Source organism: Sporosarcina sp. P1 (assembly GCF_002743155.1).
GTDB classification, from domain to species: domain Bacteria; phylum Bacillota; class Bacilli; order Bacillales_A; family Planococcaceae; genus Sporosarcina; species Sporosarcina ureae_B.
This window is the reverse complement of record NZ_PDYS01000002.1, coordinates 94913-111763: the sequence shown is the minus strand read 5'-3', so window position 1 is coordinate 111763 and position 16851 is coordinate 94913. Positions and strand designations below refer to the sequence as shown.

Annotated in this window: 15 protein-coding genes; 5 read left to right on the top strand and 10 right to left on the bottom strand. The window is 40.7% G+C overall.

The features are described 5' to 3' along the window. Window positions 1-16: 16 nt before the first annotated feature. Together CSV73_RS03395 and CSV73_RS03390 are read left to right on the top strand one after the other, a co-directional pair. Window positions 17-1024 carry a FecCD family ABC transporter permease gene (locus CSV73_RS03395; protein ID WP_085132172.1) on the top strand — a complete coding sequence of 336 codons (1008 nt, stop codon included), beginning with the start codon at window positions 17-19 and terminating at the stop codon, window positions 1022-1024. After that, complete coding sequence (locus CSV73_RS03390) at window positions 1021-2028, top strand: FecCD family ABC transporter permease (protein WP_085132173.1); 1008 nt, start codon at window positions 1021-1023, stop codon at window positions 2026-2028. Before CSV73_RS03395 ends, CSV73_RS03390 begins: the two co-directional genes overlap by 4 nt. A gap of 130 nt (window positions 2029-2158) precedes the next feature. Here the strand turns inward: CSV73_RS03390 and CSV73_RS03385 are convergent, their stop codons facing one another. From CSV73_RS03385 to CSV73_RS03360, 6 genes are all read right to left on the bottom strand, one after another. Further along, the gene (locus tag CSV73_RS03385; RefSeq protein WP_085132174.1) at window positions 2159-3628 is read right to left on the bottom strand and encodes a sodium:solute symporter family protein; all 1470 of its coding nucleotides are present in this window, start codon (window positions 3626-3628) and stop codon (window positions 2159-2161) included. 48 nt (window positions 3629-3676) lie between these two features. Then, a complete protein-coding gene (locus CSV73_RS03380; protein ID WP_099626655.1) occupies window positions 3677-5326 on the bottom strand; it encodes an amidohydrolase in 1650 nt (549 codons plus the stop codon). A gap of 376 nt (window positions 5327-5702) precedes the next feature. Beyond that, a complete protein-coding gene (locus tag CSV73_RS03375; protein ID WP_085132176.1) occupies window positions 5703-6422 on the bottom strand; it encodes a GntR family transcriptional regulator in 720 nt (239 codons plus the stop codon). Between the two features lie 109 nt (window positions 6423-6531). Beyond that, a complete protein-coding gene (locus CSV73_RS03370) occupies window positions 6532-7464 on the bottom strand; it encodes a 3-hydroxyacyl-CoA dehydrogenase family protein (RefSeq protein WP_085132177.1) in 933 nt (310 codons plus the stop codon). 70 nt (window positions 7465-7534) lie between these two features. Continuing rightward, on the bottom strand, window positions 7535-8185 hold the full coding sequence (locus CSV73_RS03365; protein ID WP_099626654.1) for a 3-oxoacid CoA-transferase subunit B: 651 nt from the start codon (window positions 8183-8185) through the stop codon (window positions 7535-7537). A 15-nt stretch (window positions 8186-8200) separates the two neighbouring features. Then, on the bottom strand, window positions 8201-8896 hold the full coding sequence (locus tag CSV73_RS03360; RefSeq protein ID WP_099626653.1) for a CoA transferase subunit A: 696 nt from the start codon (window positions 8894-8896) through the stop codon (window positions 8201-8203). 115 nt (window positions 8897-9011) lie between these two features. Between CSV73_RS03360 and CSV73_RS03355 the strand changes: the two genes are divergently transcribed. Further along, window positions 9012-9878 (top strand): LysR family transcriptional regulator, encoded by an 867-nt coding sequence (locus CSV73_RS03355; protein WP_099626652.1) that lies wholly within the window; start codon window positions 9012-9014, stop codon window positions 9876-9878. A gap of 117 nt (window positions 9879-9995) precedes the next feature. Here CSV73_RS03355 and CSV73_RS03350 read toward each other — a convergent pair whose 3' ends face one another. Together CSV73_RS03350 and CSV73_RS03345 are read right to left on the bottom strand one after the other, a co-directional pair. Continuing rightward, window positions 9996-11552, bottom strand: a complete 1557-nt coding sequence (locus CSV73_RS03350; protein ID WP_085132181.1) for an ABC-F family ATP-binding cassette domain-containing protein — start codon at window positions 11550-11552, stop codon at window positions 9996-9998. Between the two features lie 359 nt (window positions 11553-11911). Beyond that, window positions 11912-13528: an ABC transporter substrate-binding protein gene (locus CSV73_RS03345; protein WP_085132182.1), complete on the bottom strand. Its 1617-nt coding sequence runs from the start codon at window positions 13526-13528 to the stop codon at window positions 11912-11914. A gap of 166 nt (window positions 13529-13694) precedes the next feature. Here CSV73_RS03345 and CSV73_RS03340 point away from each other — a divergent pair, with 166 nt between their 5' ends. Then, entirely contained in the window at window positions 13695-14828 is a 1134-nt protein-coding gene (locus CSV73_RS03340) for an amidohydrolase (protein WP_099626651.1), read from the top strand. Continuing rightward, on the top strand, window positions 14825-15598 hold the full coding sequence (locus CSV73_RS03335; RefSeq protein WP_099626650.1) for a purine nucleoside phosphorylase YfiH/LACC1 family protein: 774 nt from the start codon (window positions 14825-14827) through the stop codon (window positions 15596-15598). Before CSV73_RS03340 ends, CSV73_RS03335 begins: the two co-directional genes overlap by 4 nt. 23 nt (window positions 15599-15621) lie before the next feature. On the opposite strand, the gene CSV73_RS03330 is transcribed toward CSV73_RS03335, so the two are convergent. Together CSV73_RS03330 and CSV73_RS03325 are read right to left on the bottom strand one after the other, a co-directional pair. Beyond that, window positions 15622-16428: a DUF5643 domain-containing protein gene (locus CSV73_RS03330; RefSeq protein WP_099626649.1), complete on the bottom strand. Its 807-nt coding sequence runs from the start codon at window positions 16426-16428 to the stop codon at window positions 15622-15624. After that, a complete protein-coding gene (locus CSV73_RS03325; protein WP_099626648.1) occupies window positions 16428-16850 on the bottom strand; it encodes an RNA polymerase sigma factor in 423 nt (140 codons plus the stop codon). The genes CSV73_RS03330 and CSV73_RS03325 overlap by 1 nt, the downstream gene beginning before the upstream one ends. Window position 16851: the final 1 nt, after the last annotated feature.

Genomic DNA, 16851 nt, shown 5'->3' with positions numbered 1-16851 from the left:
GGAGCGGATGAATAAAATGGATAAACCCGTTAAAAAAGCTATACCATTTAGTTTTAAATTATTTGCTAGCATGATACTTTTACTAATCAGTTTCCTATTCGCCATGAAGCTTGGTGCCGCTCACACTTCATGGCAAGATGTCTACCTTTCATTCACGTCAAACCAAGAGGATTCTATTCTAATCCTGAAAGAAATACGCTTTCCGCGTGAAATAGGTGCTGTATTTGTAGGTGCGGCTTTGGCCGTATCAGGGGCGATCATGCAAGGCATGACGCGAAACCCATTGGCTGATCCGGGGTTGCTTGGACTGACTGCCGGGGCAAATGCCGCATTAGCCATTGCGCTTGCATTGATTCCAACTATTAACTATTTCGGCATCATGACAGCTTGCTTCATCGGCTCTGCTGTTGGTGCGCTGATCGTCTTTGGTATTGCTTCCGCGAGGCGAGGCGGCTTTGCACCTATTCGGCTGGTCTTGGCAGGCGCAGCCGTCTCTACATTTTTATTCGCTATCGCTCAGGGCGTTGGTTTGTATTTTAAGATTTCAAAGGATGTGGCAATGTGGACGGCTGGCGGATTGATCGGCACTTCATGGGGACAATTACAGACCATTGCGCCAGTCATCATCATAGGTATTTTCGTCGCATTCGTACTTTCACGTCAGTTGACATTATTGAGTCTGAATGAAGAAGTAGCGATTGGACTTGGACAAAATACAGTGAAAATAAAAGTCTTGTTGTTTATGGTTATTATCTTATTAGCAGGAGCCGCTGTGGCATTAGCGGGCAATCTAGCATTTGTTGGTTTAATGATTCCACATATTGTCCGTGCAATCGTCGGAACAGATTATCGATTCATCATCCCCATTTCCGCTATTTTAGGCGCAACTTTTATGTTGCTAGCGGATACGGTTGGACGAATATTACAAGCACCGTTTGAAACTCCTGTTGCTGCATTAATTGCAATCATCGGATTACCGTTCTTTCTCTTAATCGTACGCAAAGGTGGTCAGGCATTCTCATGATACTTCCACATATACGGAGAAAACAAAGAATTCTTTTGGCATGCTTCATTGTATTGATTCTCTTCCTGACAACTCTTGCACTTGGCTTAGGATCTGCTTCTATTGAATGGAGCCGGCTAGTCCCTACTCTTCTTGGTCAAGGCACTTTCAAAGAAGAGTTTGTACTGTTTTCTATTCGCCTCCCACGAATCATCATTACGTTGTTGGCCGGTGCCGCGCTTGCCTTGTCAGGTGCTATTTTACAAGGAATCACACGTAATGACCTTGCTGATCCCGGTATCATCGGGATAAATTCTGGTGCTGGAGTCGCAATTGCACTATTTTTCTTATTTGTACCGATCGAGGCTGGCGCGTTCACTTACTTATTACCGTTAGTAGGATTTGGGGGAGCCCTCATCACTTCGGTTTTAATTTACCTTTTTGCTTACAGTAGAAAAAACGGACTACAGCCTATGCGCCTTGTACTAGTGGGTATTGGGTTTTCAATGGCTCTATCAGGTGTGATGGTCGTATTGACTTCTTCCGCCAAGCAAGAGAAAGTCGATTTTATTTCAAGATGGATAGCCGGGAATATTTGGGGAACTGATTGGCCTTATATTTGGGCACTGGCACCTTGGTTGCTCATATTGATCCCGTTCGCACTATTTAAAGCACACCGGCTCGATATGCTTGGTTTGAATGAAGCTGTAGCGACGGGAATTGGTGTGTCGCTTGGACGGGAGCGTCTAGTGCTATTGCTGACCGCTGTAGCTTTAGCTGCATCCGCTGTGTCGGTTACAGGTGGTATCGCGTTCATCGGTCTGATGGCGCCTCATATCGCCAAATCCCTAATCGGTCCACGCCATCGAATGAATTTACCTATTGCGATCTTGCTCGGCAGTTTTCTTCTGTTGTTAGCAGACACAATCGGACGAAATATCTTGGAACCGAGTGGTATTCCAGCGGGTATTATCGTTTCATTGATAGGCGCACCATACTTTTGCTATTTACTATTGAAGAAATAAAAATGCCAGAACTACCCGCTTTGGGTGTTCTGGCGATCACTAATTCCATCCTTATTGTCTATGCATTATAATAATCATATATTGTTCCATTTAAATTTAATTTACAAGCACAAGAAAGTATGTTGAATAGTTAACTGTTTGTTACGTTGTCTGCTCCCAAAGTTTCATCACCGGTTATTTTTCTAGACGCGGAAGGAAGATCCTCCCAATATACTGCTTTCACGATCTCTTCCGATGAATGTTTAGTCATTAAACTTACAATAACTAATCCCATTATAGAAGCCAAGAGTCCAGGCACTACTTCATCGAGTCCTGTATTAAAAAATGGCCATATGACAGTGACAAAACCAGCTACTAACATACTGGCAACGATACCCCGTGCTGTCGTCCTTCTCCAGAACATCACTGCCAAAAATGGAAAGACAATTGTAGTTGCGGAAATTCTTAATGCCCACTGATAAACACTGATGATATCTGTCATGAAGTAAGAAACAATTAATGCCAAAACAGAAATTATTACTACACTAAAACGAGCAACAAACATCATTTGCTTACCTGAGGCATTAGGATTAATCATACGAAAATACAAATCTTGTGCAATATTGGAACTGCCTTGAAGTATAAATGAATCTGCACCTGTCATTAATGCAGCTAGTAAACCTACAATTACGATGCCTCCAATTGCCGGATGTAATAAATCAACAGTTACATACGAAAATATTAAATCAGCATGAATATCCGCTGGCACAAATTGACGAGCTGTTACACCGATTACAAAAGGAAATATACTAATAATAGATGTTATAACATAACCCGTTATTCCTGCTCGAATAGCAACCTCTTCGTTTTTCGATGCAAAAATCCGTTGCCATGTTGATTGCCAGATTAGGTAGAATGGAGCTACTGTCAATGCAAACATTAACACCTCTCCAATTCCATGGGGACCAGCAGGAGATAAATACTCTATCGGCGTTTGGGCTAGCACACTTGAAATGCCGCCACCAAACTTTAGTGCTGCAAATGCCAGTATGAACAAACCAATTACTAGGATAAAGCTTTGTAATGCGTCTGTGACGATAGCAGCTACTAGACCACCGAGTATTGTAAAGCCAAGAATCAGTGCAAACGATAAGAAGATTCCTACCTTCACGTCAATATGAAAAACTATACTAAATACTGTACTCATTCCAACAATTTGAAGTGCTGTAGCAGGAACCGAATAAATAAAAGCAGATAATACTGATGGTATAATCCCTGTTTTAGAACCAAACCTTTCGCCAAACAAATCTGCCATCGTATATAATCTCTGTCTTCTAAGCGGTTTACTAAAAACGTAAATTAGTAATATACTCGTCAGATAAGCTGGTAAAGCAAACTTAAAATAGCCGGACATGCCTACAGTAAAACCCATTCCTACCCAACCAATAAAAACTGCTGCTCCCACATTCGTACTGATTGTTGTGCCTACTATACTCCAAAACTTCATATTCCAACCTGCTATTAAGTAGGAGTCCGCATCTTTTACCTTTGTAAAGTAATAAATACCGATAGCAAACATTGCTATGAAGTATACTGATGAATAAGTTACATACCAAGCCATTTACATTCCTCCATTTATCAAGTAAGTCCACTATAGGTATCTGTTATTTCATGGCTTCTTATAAGCTAATTCACCATCAATAATTGTCATTTCTACTATAATATCTTTTATTCTCATAGGATCAATTTCCACAGGATTTTCGTTCAATACTACAAAGTCTGCTGCTTTCCCTACTTCAATACTACCTACCTCATCCTCTTCAAAATTCAGCTGAGCACCATAAATCGTCATTGATTTCAATGCAGATTCCACATCTATCTTTTGATTTTCACCTAAGACTTTTCCGTCTCGAGTAACGCGATTGACAGCTACCCAGATAGAGAATAACGGGGAGATGGGTGTGATGGGACAGTCAGAATGAAGTGTATAAAGCATATCAAGATCCTTAGCATCGCGTAATGCATTCATTCGCTTAGCCCGCTCTGGTCCCAAGAAGATATCACGGTGGCGATCACCCCAGTAGTAAATATGATTTATGAAGAATGAAGCTGCGATATTTAACGACTTCATCTTTTTCAAATCTTCTCCTGTTGCTGTTTGGACATGTTCTATACGATGATGATGATCACGCTGTTCCCCATTATTGATAGCGCTTTCATAGGATTCTATAATGGAATTTATTGCACGGTCTCCATTACCGTGTGTAGCAATTCTAAAACCTCTTTGATGGAAGTCTAACACATAATCATTTAATTGTTCCTGCGTGTATATTAAATCTCCATACAGCTTATCATCGCAGTAGTACGGTTTCCGCAATGCACCTGTCAGCCCTTGGATTGAGCCATCTTGAAATAGCTTTGCACTATCTAACTTTGCACGGTCATTTGTCTTTTTCCGGATTTCCTTATCAAGTTCTACAGCAGTATATTCACTAAACACTCCGCCTTTTTCCAACAGATAACTTAATATCATGAGACGCATTTTCATAGGATTCGCCTTTGATTGAACAGCCAGTATATGAGCATCAAATTCTCTCTCAAGCAAATGTAAACCTACTCCTGCATCTGTATTGGTTGTAATACCCTGCGCAAGATAATCAAGAGCTCCTTGTCTTATCAGTTCAACTATTTCTTCAGTACTTGGTATTGGCACGAAGTCAAATACTAGATCCATAGCTCCAGGTTCATATAGCACTCCTGTAAGTTCACCGTTCTGATCCTTTCCAAAATAACCGCCATCAGGTTTTGGTGTATCCTTATTCACCCCGGCAAGCTCTAAAGCAACCGTATTAGCCGCAGCTAAGTGGCCTGAAATATGTCGAATGAAAATCGGATGAACTGTACTTATTGCGTCTAAATCCTCTTTAGATGGATGTCGTTTTTCATCGAGCATGGTATCGTCATATCCATATCCTAAGATCCATTCTCCTTTTTCTTTAACCGAGCACTCTTTAGTCACGCTGGCTTGTATATCTTTTATACTTTTATGTAAAGGCGATGAACAGTTTACTTGGGCCTTATTCTGAGAATACATCAGCAAATGATTATGAGTGTCTATAAAACCCGGCATTATAGTTTTACCATTCAAGTCTATTTCCTCTACTTTTTCCGCCCGCATTATTTTCTCTTCAGGTGGTTTTTCTGCATCCCATATACCCGTTATACGTCCCTGATAACTCGTAAGCGAACGCCCCTTAGTGCTATCTTTATCAAGGGTTAAAACCGTGCCATTGTGAATAATTAAATCGGCTTTTATCATGTTGTCATCCTTCCCATTTAAGTGAATTTAATGAGTGTCGAATAAATCAACCAACGAATTAGTAGTGAAAAAATACGAATGGCTTATCTATTTTCAACGTCAAATAGTATAATTCTCAACTCATCATGTTGTCCGTACCAGTTAAGAATTGTTTATATACTAGCATAAGTAAAGATTTGTGTACACTACATATTCCGAATAATATAATATATTGAAATATTCTATAGATTCGTTCTCTTTCCTTGTTCAGACCCCCATTTATATCCATATAGGAAACTTCATTTGTGCTCATCTACAAAAGATGATTTCAAAGAAGTCTTTTTTGCGATTTCCGTTATTCAACTAATTTACTAATATACGGAGGTGTGAAATGAATTCACCTTTCTCTTGATAGCTTAATGTGAAAAGAATACATATCAGCTTTACAATTAGCGATATAGTATTCAATCAACGAACCTTTCGTATCCGTCAAAAACCTTTCCGTTTGCAGAGTATTATCTGATTGGTTAATTCCTAATAACTCTGTATCTTCACTATTCAAAGTGTTGCTCGTTATAATCTGTTCCGCTTCTGATAATTGAATATGGAGTTCATTTTCTAGCAAATCATAAATTGCACCATTAGCAATGTCGAGCCCTGCCAACTCTCTTCCTATATCCACAGGATAATAATGAGTTTCAATGGCTAATGGAGTTTCATCAGCATACCGTAGGCGCTTGATTACATACATTTCAGCCTCATCTGTAAAGTTTCGAACCGGTTCTGGAGTTTTCACAACCATATGCTCTATTAACTTCGCCCCCGGCTTCATGCCCATTTGATTAATTGTTTCAGTCATACTGCTTAAAGATCCTAGCCAGTCATGTATTGGTTTTATCGATATGAACGTTCCTTTACCATGTTTCTTTTCCAGCATACCTTCCCTAACTAGTTGGGACACAGCCTCTCTTACTGTAGCTCTACTTACATCATGTTGTTCTGTTAGCTCTCTTTCACTAGGGATCTTGTCTTGATAAAGACCTTCTTCGATAGAGTTCTTGATTATTTCTTTAAGTTGAACGTGTAGTGGTAATGGACTATGAGGATCTAATTTCATACCACACTTTCCTTTCTCATCGGTTTATCAGACAACTATATTTCTAATAGTTGTCTGGTAAATTCCGTTATTTAGTATATTGTATGGACATTTTATAGGCTCGCAATCTTTACATTCCCCTATCTTGCTTCACATAACGTATCAGTTCTTTTTCCCGCGCAGAATGTATCTCCTCAGTAAACGAAGTATTCCACTCATAATACCCCTTACCTGTTTTACTACCGAGCTCTCCCGCTTCCACCAATTCCTGCATACTAGCTGCGGATTGGTGTGCATTCGATAAATCCTTATATAGATAATTCGATATGTCTGTGTAAACATCCAGACCACCCATATCTGCCGATAAGAAAGGACCCGTGACAGGTAATCTTCTACCGATACTGTAAAGAACTGCGGCATCTATATCTTCTTTGGTCGCAATTCCTTCTTGTAGAATATGCTGTGCTTCACGCAACAAAGCGAATTGTAGACGATTCCCTACAAATCCGGGCGCTTCCTTTTTCACTTCGATCGGCTTTTTATTTAGCCCATTCATTAATGCTATCGAACGTTCAACTGTCTGGTCGTTTGTTCTCTCTCCTCTAACTACTTCGACTAATGGAATCAAATGCGCCGGATGCCAAAAGTGTGTGATGACCGTACGTTCAGGATGTTTCGTTTGAGCCGCAATGTCAGTTGGACTGATTGCCGAAGTATTACTTGCCAGAATAACGGATGGATCGCAAAGCTCATCGAGTTGTTTGAAGATTTGTTGCTTCAACTCGAGACGTTCAGGCACTGCTTCGATAATGAACGTAGCACCTTTCACCGCTTCATCCATTGTTGTTACTGTAGTAATTCTGTCTTTCACTGATTGTACTTCTTCAACCGCCAACAAATCATTATCCCTTAGCACTTGCAACTTACTTTCAATACTTGTCAGCGCACGCTCTAGTTCTTCAATGGCTATTCCATACATCGTTACATCGTATCCCGCCCACGCAGCACTCAATGCAATTGAATGACCCATTGTACCGCATCCGATAATTGCTATTCTTTCCATCACCTTGCCCCCAATTCTGTTATCCAAATGAAAAAGACGACACCTTTGCAAGCTGGTATCGTCAATCGAATTATCTAGCCGTAAAGTTTGGAGAAATTGTAAAACTTGCTTCCGTCTTGTCTTGTACTTCATCTATGGAAATACCAGCGGAAGCTTCGACAAGCACCATGCCATCCCGTGTGAAATCAAACACAGCCAAATCCGTAATGAGTCGATCTACCACACCAATACCCGTTAACGGCAACGAACACGTTTTCTTAACTTTCGATTCACCGTGTTTATTGACATGATCCATGATGATTACGACACGTTTTGCACCGACAACCAAGTCCATTGCGCCGCCCATTCCTTTCACCACTTTTCCTGGTATCATCCAGTTGGCCAGGTCTCCATTTTCAGATACTTCCATACCACCGAGAATTGCCAAGTCAATGTGTCCACCACGAATCATTGCGAACGATTCCGCACTATCAAAGAAGGACGAGCCTGGGACTGTCGTAATCGTTTCCTTTCCAGCGTTGATCAGATCTGCATCCTCTTGCCCTTCTACTGGATAAGGCCCGATGCCAAGCAGGCCATTTTCCGATTGCAATAAAACCGTCATACCAGCTGGAATTTCGTTAGCAACAAGGGTGGGCATACCGATACCGAGGTTGACGTTCATACCGTCCTGAATTTCTTCTACCGCACGTTTTACGATTATATTTCGTGTTTCCGTCATGTTCATCTCTCCTTTTTACGCTTTATTCACTGTTAAGCGTTCAATGCGTTTTTCGTAATCTGTTCCGAGTAGTACTCGCTGTACGTAGATGCCTGGCGTATCAATTTCTTCTGGAGTAAGCTCACCGGCTTCCACGATTTCTTCTACTTCCGCAATCGTTATTTTACCTGCTGTTGCAGCTAACGGATTAAAGTTCATCGCTGTCTTGCGGTAAACCAGATTTCCAAGTGTATCCGCCTTCCAAGCTTTCACAAGCGCAAAGTCTCCGACGATACCTTCTTCAAGTAGATACGTCTTGCCGTTAAATTCTTTTGTCTCTTTACCTTCAGCGATTGGTGTACCTACCCCTGTTGCTGTGTAGAATCCAGGAATCCCTGCACCTCCCGCTCTAATTCTCTCTGCAAGCGTACCCTGAGGACTCAATTCTACTTCTAGCTCTCCATTAAGGAACTGCTTTTCGAAAGTTTTATTTTCTCCCACATAAGAAGCAATCATCTTCTTTATCTGTTTATTAACTAGTAACTTTCCAAGACCCGCATCATCTATTCCACAGTTATTGCTTGCAACCGTTAAATCCTTTACGCCACTATCTTGTAACGCCTGTATGGATTTTTCCGGAATACCACATAAACCGAAGCCTCCCACAATTAACGTAGCACCATCTTGAATATCTGAAACCGCTTCCATAAATGAATTTATCACTTTACTCATACCGTAACCTCCTCCAACTCTTTAGTAATAGTGTACAGATTTCTGACTTATATGTAAAATGAATATAGTGAATGAAACTTATTCTTAATTGGAATAATTGAAAGGTTGGATCGTTATGGAACTTAAAGACCTTCATGCTTTTATAGAAGTAGCAGATCATCTAAGTTTTACAAAGGCGGCTGAACATTCTTATATATCACAGCCCACTCTAAGTAAATCAGTAAAAAAACTTGAAGAAAAACTGAATGTTATCCTTTTCAACCGTTCTACTCGTAGCCTCCGTTTGACAGATGCAGGAGTAATTGTATATGAGCAAGGACAACAAATTCTCCAATTGTTCGGCGAGCTCCCTGTCTTACTCGAAGATCTTGCCGAGGGCGTATCAGGAGAAATTAAAATCGGCATGCCACCTTTGATTGGCACATTGTTCTTTCCGCAGATCGCTAAACGTCTTTCAAAGAATTACCCTCATATTAAAATTGAATTGCATGAACTAGGTGCCAAAGTCGTTGAAGAGCTTGTAGATAAAGGCCAGATTGATGTCGGTATTATCGTGCTACCAACAGATCAAGACGCTTTCCAAGTTCAGCCTTTTATCTCAGATACATTCTTTCTGTTTGTCCATACTGATCATCCTTTTGCAAAACGAGATGCTGTCGCTTTATCTGAGTTAATAGACGAGCAGCTTATCCTATTTTCTAAAAGTTTTACCTTACACCGCTATATCATAGGTGCTTGCAAAGAGGCCGGGTTTAATCCCACTATATCGTATGAAAGCTCCCAGTGGGATTTGATCATTGAACTGGTTGCAGCAAAACTGGGGATCACGCTTCTTCCCCAATCCATATCGACGAAATTTTCTAATGAAAATATTAAGATGATTCCCATCGAAGGACCAACTTTACTATGGAAGCTCGGCATCGTCACTAAGAAAAACAGTTATCATTCATTTGCATTGAAAAAATTTATGCAGATGTTTTGAGGCACGTGTAATAAAGCTGTACAAAACATTTCAATTAAACCAAGTATCATAAGTTATTGAAACAAAAAACCAACCGTTACCGGTTGGTTTTTGTTTCACGTGGAACAGGTTAGTTTTTTAGAACATCTTCGTAGTCCATGTCTCCCCATTCCAAATAGTAGATACTACATCTTCATAAAAGTCAGGTTCATGTGAAATAAGTAAGATACTTCCTTTATACTCTTTTAGAGCACGTTTCAGTTCTTCTTTTGCATCATAATCCAAGTGGTTTGTTGGTTCATCTAAAACTAATAAATTGGTTTCACTATTTACCAGTTTACAAAGACGCACCTTCGCACGTTCTCCTCCACTTAATACCTTTACCTTACTTTCAATATGTTTCGTCGTTAATCCGACTCGCGCTAAAGCCGCACGTACTTCATATTGTGCAAAGTGAGGAAATTCACTCCAAATCTCTTCCAAGCACGTATTGTCCGTATCTGTTTTCATTTCCTGTTCGAAGTAACCGATTGCTAGATGCTCACCTTGCTCCACTTTACCTGAAAGAGCGGTTATTTCCCCGAGAATACTTTTTAACAACGTCGTTTTCCCAATCCCATTTGCTCCTGCAAGAGCAATCTTCTGTCCACGTTCCATTGAAAGATTCAAAGGCTTCGACAGCGGCTCATCGTATCCAATGACTAGATCTGTCGTTTCAAATAAATATTTCCCAGGTGTTCTTGCCGTTTTAAAATCAAAATGAGGTTTCGGTTTTTCAGAATCCAACTCAATGATGTCCATCTTATCTAGTTTTTTCTGTCGAGACGTTGCCATTCGACTCGTTGCCGCATTCGCTTTATTACGCGCTACGAAGTCTTTCAAATGAGAGATTTCTTTCTGTTGCTTTTTATAAGCAGCTTCGACCTGTTGCTGTCTCATTTCACGCACACGTAAAAACTCGTCATAGTCACCAGGGTAACGATTGACCTGTTGATTTTCCATATGATAGATCAAGTTAATGACACTGTTCAAGAATGGAATATCATGCGAGATCAAAATGAATGCCCCTGGATACTCTTGCAAATATGTACGCAACCATTCAATATGCTCGACGTCCAAATAGTTCGTTGGCTCATCAAGCAATAAAATATCAGGCTTTTCAAGCAATAATTTAGCCAGTAATACTTTAGTACGCTGGCCTCCACTCAAATCATTCACATCAGTATCCAATCCGAATTCATCGAGTCCGAGACCGTTTGCGACTTCTTCCACTTTTGCGTCAATCATGTAAAAGTCACTCTGCTCTAGAGATTCTTGAATTTGTCCGGTTTCTTCAAGCAAACTTTCCAGTTCGTCTGGTTCTACTTCGCCCATCTTCGCAAAAAGACTGTTCATTTCCGTTTCCATATCATACAAATATTGAAACGCTGTACGCAATACATCACGGATGGACATCCCCTGCTTTAAAGCTGCATGTTGATCTAAATATCCGATACGTACACGCTTTGACCATGTCACTGTTCCTGCATCCGGCTCCAGCTTATGCGTAATGATATTCATAAATGTAGATTTACCTTCTCCGTTTGCACCTACTAATCCTATATGTTCACCTGCTAATAGACGAAATGATACATCTTCGAAAATCACACGGTCGCCGAAACCGTGGCTAATATTTTTTACTGTCAATAAACTCATGTTGTACACCTATTCCTTTTCCGTTATAGCGATTAAACTTATCTAAGTTATTTTAACACCCTCCACTTACAATTACTTCAGAAAAGAAAAAACAATAGTATGAGATGTAGCACCTTTTACGTTGCAGATGAACAAAATACCACTAATTTGCATACTTCACTGTGTGGCACTATGTTCACTTAAGTTAAGAAAATCTAGCTATATACAATGCTGCCATATAAGTAGTTAACGAATTGACAAGACATCTTGCACTCCAATACGCAATACAACGTACATGAGTTAAAATCTGAATACTATTAGAAGACCCATGCGAATGCTTGCATGGGTCTTCTTTAAATGATCTATTGTACTTTTTGCAGTTACTTATCTAAATATATTGTTGCGTAGTTATCGTTTTCCATTGGATGTGGTTCAAAACCTTTAACGTAATTAGCAAATCCTAGAGGCGGTGTCGTATGTGCTAGTGGAACCCACGGGGCATCGTTATGAAAAATTACTTGTGCTTGTTTATACAGATTTGCCCGCTCATCTTGATCAAACGTAACACGCGCCTGTTCAATCAGTTTCTGGAATTCTTCATTATCGTAAAACGCTTTATTATTAGCAGGAGGCTCCATATTCGTATTACTTAGATTCGGATATAGGAAGTTGTCGGGGTCTGCCATGACGCCTGTCCAACCGTATAACGCCATTGGATGCTCACCATTTCCTGTCTTCTCTAAATATGTTGCCCACTCATATGTCACGATTGTTGCTTTGACTCCAATTTCCTTTAAATTCGCTTGAATCGCTTCTGCCGTTTTCATTGGTTGCGGTAAATAGGGTCGCGGATTATTCATTGTCCAAATCTCCGTCTCAAAACCACCCGAATAGCCTGCATCTGCTAGCAATGCTTTAGCTGCTTCAGAATCAAAAGCATAATCTTCGATGTCTTCGTTATAGCCCCATAAAGAAGGGGGTATAGGATTCTTTGCCACTTCCCCAAATCCGCTGTAAAATCCATCAACTATAGACTGTTTATCAATAGCCATATTCATGGCTTGTCTGACCTTTACATCGTCAAATGGTTTCTTCTGCGTGTTCATAACCAAAAAACCCTCATTAAAACTTGGTCGTTTAACGAGTTTGAGATTTTCATTTTTTTCCACTGTCTTTGCGTCTTCTGGATTCATCCCATCAATGAAATCTGCTTCTCCACTCAAAAGTACATTCAATCGCGTAGAGTTATCTGGTATGACTGTAAAGATAATCTGATCCAGCATCGGCTGGTTCTCTACATAGTAGTTTTCATTTGCCTTCACGACGATTTTATCGTTGCGAGACCAGCTTTCAAATTTAAATGGGCCTGTACCAACAGGGTTTTCAAAGAATCGTTCATTATACTTTTCGATAGCTGTCGGACTTGCAATTCCGAACATTGGAATAGCCAAATAGCTAACGAACGGGGCAATTTTCTCTTTCAATCTAATCTCTACTGTCTGTTCATCTATCGCAGTAACAGATTCAATTTTATGATTATCTTCTCCTTTAAACCCTCCGTAAAGAAATGGATAATAAGGGAAATCACCAATATGGTATTCATTATCAGGATCCATCCAACGTTCAAAGTTAAATACTACCGCATCTGCATTGAAGTCTGTTCCATCGTGAAACTGTACTCCTGTTTTCAACGCAAGCGTCCACGTTAAACCATCTTCACTAGTTTCATACGACTCAGCCAATTTGGGTTGCAGCTGTAAGTCCTTATCATATTCAAATAATGTTTCAAAAATTGCATGTGTTACTCGAATCGACTCGCCGTCTGTAATATTGATCGGATCGAGTCCAACCGAATCGGCTCCCCTTGCATAGATCATTGCGCCACCTTTTTTCGGTCCCTCTTCTTTAGACGCATTCTCTTTGTCACCTGTATTTGAACAAGCGCTAAGGAGGAATAATCCTACTAACAGACACATTGCGATTATTAATCGTTTCATAAAGATCCTCCTATAATTGATAGTTCTAGTTACCACCCTACTATTCTCGTGTAAATGTTTTGAAAAGTCAATTAGTCTATGAAGAGTAATCATGATTTTTGCTGTTTACTAGTCAATATGTTTTACTTTTAACATCATCTACTTCTTGAAATGGAGGCAATTCTTTATGACTAACCCAATAAACTATATAGAACATCATAAAAAGGAAATTCTACAGACCTATCAAGAACTGCATGCCATCGCTGAGCCTAGCTGGCAAGAACAGCAGACTTCACGGTATTTACAGGATCAGCTTTCGGCTGCCGGCTTACGCATCACCGGCTTTACTGGTCATCACGGATTCATTGCAGAAATCAAGGGCCATACGAAGGGCGTCATTGCGTTACGCGCGGATATGGATGCACTGGTACAGGAAGTCGATGGTAAAGTAATGGCTAACCATTCTTGCGGACATGATGCGCACAGTACGATGGCACTCTATACCGCACTAGCTTTGAAAAACTGCGAAATGGATTTGCATCATACGATCCGATTCATTTTCCAACCTGCAGAAGAGGTAGCAGAAGGCGCGTTACAAATGATGAAAGAAGGCGTGCTCGAAGATGTTCTATTCCTAGGTGGCCTGCACGTGCGCCCGCATACGGAAGTTCCATTCGGTAAATCTGCCCCCGCAATTTTACACGGCTCGTCTGCGACTATTACAGGTACAATAACAGGGACGCCTGCACACGCAGCGAGACCTGAAGAAGGCAATAACCCAATCGAAACAGCAAGTTTCCTAATCCAGTCCCTGCGTCAAATTCGTTTGCAAGGCAATAAAAAGTTTTCCATCAAAATCACCGAATTGCATAGTGGCGAAACGAGCAACTCTATCCCAGCCAGTGCACAGTTCACATTGGATGTTCGTGCGGAAACGAATGAAACAATGGATGCTCTGTTAGCAAAAGCCCGCCACATTATCCAACATACTGCAGCGCTGACAGAGACCGAGATTGTATATACTGAAGAAGGCTATTCACCCGCCGCTACGGAAAATGCCACGGCAATTCGACTAGCACAACGAGCGATTGGTTCTGTATTAGGAGAAGAAAACGTAGATGTGCCATGTATTTCTCAAGGAGCAGAAGACTTTCATTTTTACACTTGGAAAACACCTGATATTCCAGCGACGATGATTGGATTGGGTTGTGATTTGAAACCAGGGTTACATCATCCACAAATGTCCTTCAATACCGATGCTTTAATTTATGGTGCACAAATTCTTACGCAACTATTGCTGAATGCGGATCAAGAGTTATGAAAACCATGATCTATCAAGACCACGACAATATCCTAACGGGGATGACCATGAAAGATTGCAGTGAACCGGAATGCAATAATATGGCTTTGCATGCATGTGTTTCAGCAGTTGACGTGACGAACAATCGCCGACGATTGGCGAGCTTCTTACAATGTGAGTTGGAAGATTTCGTATTTGCCAACCAAACACATAGCGCGAACTTTCATAAAGTGACTGCACAAGACCGTGGTAAAGGAGCATTGCGACAAGAAACGGCAATTGCAGATACGGATGCACTGTATACATTTGAAACCGACATGGTACTATGCAGTTTAACAGCGGACTGTGTGCCTGTACTGTTTTACAGTGACGACAGCACATTAATAGGTGCTATTCATTCAGGATGGCAAGGGACTGTAAAGGAAATTACACTAAAGCTGTTCCGCCACTTACAACATAATGAGCAATGTGATCTGAGCCAAATTCATGTTCAAATCGGCGCCGCACTCAGTCAAGAAAAATTTGAAGTGGATGAAGACGTCTATAAGAAATTTCACGAGCTCGGCTATGCAGACCAATGGATCGACTATCAAGTCAAAACAAAAAAATATCATATTAATAATCAACTGACCGTGAAAAAACAATGCGAGTTGGCAAGAATACCCGAAGCAAATATTACAATCGACCGTACTTGTACATTCCTGAGTCCAAACGGCTTTTCATACCGTCAAGACAAGCAGGCAGGACGTCATGTCAGTTTCATCAAGCGAACCACGCAAAAGATGCAGTGAGGAAAAGATCCCTCACTGCATCTTTATTTTAGCTCTATTTTCATGTCGCCTTCTAAGTAATTTGGATAAGCGAATAATTCTAGCCTTAATGGATTCACATAATCGGTCCGATCGAAGTTCAAGTTCCAATGTGTCGCTTCTTCTTCCCTAAACTTTCCTGTCATAGGGGTTTCCACTTCTTCCCCATTTGCATCAATAGCGGAACCAATAAAGAAAAATGGAAATTCCTCATCACCCGAATTCTTCATGATGAATTCGGCGTGGTGTTTATTGGATTGCAGTAACTGGATTTTTTGATCTTTTGGCTGATTGAGCCATCCCCCCGTTTCCGTATTCACTTCCGCAAAGGCCTCTTCCACTTTTAACGTCTGCACTTTATTGATACGCAAATACAATTTTTCAGGTTGCGAGAAGTAATTACTCTGCAGGAAGAACGTATATTTACCGTCTTCCCCGCCGAACGCCGTCGTACCGTTTCGAATAGATCCCCACACCTCGCCTTTTTCATCTTCTAACCGCATATCCTCGAATTGTAGAATCTTCATCGTATTGTCGGGGTCAATAGAGATTTTTACACCCAACCGTAATGGGGATATCATCACCTTTTCAACCCTAAACTTCTGCCCTTTGATATCAACTTCCTTGTATATCGCATAGACTTCACTCGGCTTGATTTGTTCAGGCACAGTAAACGGTACAGAAAACACTGTCTCTTCGCCTTTTAACTTGATAGCTATCTTCAAATCAAATGACTGGTTTCGCGAAGTATATAGCTCACTAAACTGATAAGTTATACGATCTTTATACGTATAATTCTCTCCCTCATCCATCACATTCCCATAAGAAAAGCTGTTTTCGGAGTATTCTCCGATTGTGCAATGTCTTTAATATTCGATTCCTGAAAGTATTTTAAGTATATTAACCGTTGCTCTTCATCAGACAATGTTGCCAGTGCTTCCCTCATCTCAAGATATGAAATGTCCTCTGTAGATCCAGTCTCCAATGCGCTAGCATCTACAGTGAATCGTTTACGAAGGTTTAACTGATCTTGGCAGTAATTCATCATGATGCGAATCTTTTTATACGCGCGATAGGTTACTTCCTGCAGCGCTTCGATCGCATCGTTTTCATTTCGCAGAAAAGCCAAGGCTGTCCGCAGAAGCGATTCCTTATGCAGTTGCATCATTGCCAGAAACGCGTCGTCATCGCCGACGATTGCTTTTCTATGCAACTCCTTTACATTCATCTCCATT